This window comes from Yersinia sp. 2542 StPb PI, assembly GCF_048593855.1.
In the GTDB taxonomy this organism is placed as follows: domain Bacteria; phylum Pseudomonadota; class Gammaproteobacteria; order Enterobacterales; family Enterobacteriaceae; genus Yersinia; species Yersinia enterocolitica_E.
On record NZ_JAZGQA010000334.1, the window covers coordinates 1 to 2,240 of the forward strand.

Sequence of the window (2,240 nt, forward strand, 5' to 3'; positions counted from 1 at the left end):
GTTATTGCCTATAACGTAAGCACAAATCATCATCAAGGCTTATGTTATGTCGATAACCACATTCTCTGGAGCATACCTTTTTTTCAATGATATAGCGTCAAATGGCATTAAATCATTGCTCTCCGAAATGCTGCTGGACTCGCTGGATTTAAGCATTGTTAATGAAAGTTTACTCTCATATGATTTGCCAAATGACGATGAAACCCTACGAATACTGGGCGTTGCCTTCAACGATACGAAACAAAAGCAGCAGATCGGTGAGGCTGATGCGGTATTCACCCACTACGATTTCTGCTCCGCTTGGTATGCAATAAGCCGCAGCTTTGATGCCAGAGTTTCGCATCATCCCTCATCCTGCGATTACTTTATTCTTTACGAACAGCTCAGAAAAGCGTCATTGGCGTTACGGGATGCCGCCCCGGCAGCCAAAACTATCGACGAAGCCGCCAGGGACGTTACGCAGTTCGACGAACTATTGGTCATGCCCGCCCTGCGGCTGGCTGTCTCTTTTATGAGGCCGTCGCAGGAGAAGGATGCGCTAATTCTGGCAGATCTCATCCTGCTCTGTTTCAGCAGCTTTGCTGAATTTTCCCGCTGCTACCACGCCAGCAAATCGTTCAGTTCCGCAGCCAGCATCGCTGACGGGACAGAACCGATCGCAGAGTGCATTCGGGCGATTATTGCATTTAAGGTTCATCGCCTTGCAGAAAAAAAACAGGGGACCGATGCACTGGTGCAAATGCTCAGCAGGCTCGCTGCTATCAGGCAAACTTTGCACGATAGCCTGGCCGCGTTAACTGATAAAAACCGCGACCACAGCCTGACGGTTGAAAAAATTATCGCAGGTAAAAGTGCGATGGCGTATGGCTACCACCACAAAAAGAAGCTCAATCAATGCCCTTTCGATGAGCTGATGAAAAACGATCCGCGTGAATTTACCCGGCAGCTTAAAAAATCTAACTGGTTCAAGGGCAAAACCCCAGAGAGGATGGCTTTCTTCAACCGGTTAACCACCTTTGAAGGCCCGATGTATAAGGTTTTTAACGAGCACGACTTGGCCACCATGAAACGCTGGGCAATGACAGAGCAGGCTGAGCCTGATGCGGTAGCTGAAGATAAGCCATCTCCTTCCCTTATTCTTTCCCTGACACTGCCGCAGTACGCACAGCAATACAGGGAGGAAACGAACATCCGGGAATTATTTCATCAGCTGATGACCAGTAACGATCACTTCTATCTGGACTGGCAGAGCAAGAAATTTACTGATGCCTGGCTGGCGCGCGCGAGGAAAAAACTGAGGCATATGCCTTTTAAAAACTATAGCCCCGCCTCGCTGGATGAGTGGTTTTTAAGCCGGACTAAAATGCAGATGGATGATTATGCTCAAGGGAAAATGGTGAGTAGCAAATCGCGTGAGGAAGTGATCGACGAGGCGGTACACCTGGCGCCGATGATCCTGCTGGACGGCGCCTGGATAAATCACTACAGCTACCCACAGCTTATTAGCGACAATATTGGCGAAATCCTGTTCGAAATTTATGCCGATGAGATAGGAAATGGCTTCATTGAGAAAAATCATCCCATCATATACCGCGACCTGATATCCGACATGGGCATCGAACTGCCCGATATCGCAAGCCGTGCCTTTTCCGCAAGCGAATATTTTGACGATGATGATTTTCTGGTACCGGTGTTTTGGCTCTCGGTCTCCCGCTTTCCTCAAAAATATCTGCCGGAAACGCTGGGGCTTAACCTGGCTATGGAGCTATCCGGCGTTGGCGGCGCTTATAATCAGGCACATGACGAGCTGAAACAGTATGGCTTTAATACCCTGTTTGTCGATCTGCATAACTCCATCGATAATGCCTCATCGGGTCACTCCGCAGGCGCGTTGAACGCGATAAAAATATATATGAGCCGGTTCGCCAATAGTTCCAATCCCAAACTCACCCGACTGCTTTGGGAGAGAGTATGGACGGGATATCTCTCCCTTGCCCCCTCTAAAAGTTCTTTGTTATTTCCTTCGCTGGCAAAAAAATATCATATTTAGGATGGAACATGAGTAATAATCAGGAAAAATTCACTATCGGGCTATCATGTTATTATCATGATAGCGCGGTGGCGTTAATGAAGGACGATCGCGTGGTTTGTGCTTTACAGGAGGAGCGATTTTCCAGAGTTAAGCAGGATAAACGTTTTCCGGCGCTGGCCTTTCAGCGGATCCTCGATGAGAACGGCAT

General features: G+C 48.2%; 2 protein-coding genes. Both read left to right on the forward strand.

All coding sequences use genetic code 11. From position 1 onward, the window contains the following. The first annotated feature begins 46 nt into the window (after nt 1-46). On the forward strand, nt 47-2,050 hold the full coding sequence (locus tag V1952_RS21300) for an iron-containing redox enzyme family protein (RefSeq protein WP_420075497.1): 2,004 nt from the start codon (nt 47-49) through the stop codon (nt 2,048-2,050). Nucleotides 2,051-2,058: 8 nt separating this feature from the next. After that, nucleotides 2,059-2,240, forward strand: a 182-nt coding sequence (locus V1952_RS21305; protein WP_420075498.1) for a carbamoyltransferase N-terminal domain-containing protein, incomplete at its 3' end; no start/stop codon positions are given.

Coding starts and splice junctions, on each gene's coding strand:
- V1952_RS21300 (WP_420075497.1), top strand. CDS start 47: ATGTCGATAACCACATTCTCTGGAGCATACCTTTTTTTCAATGATATA.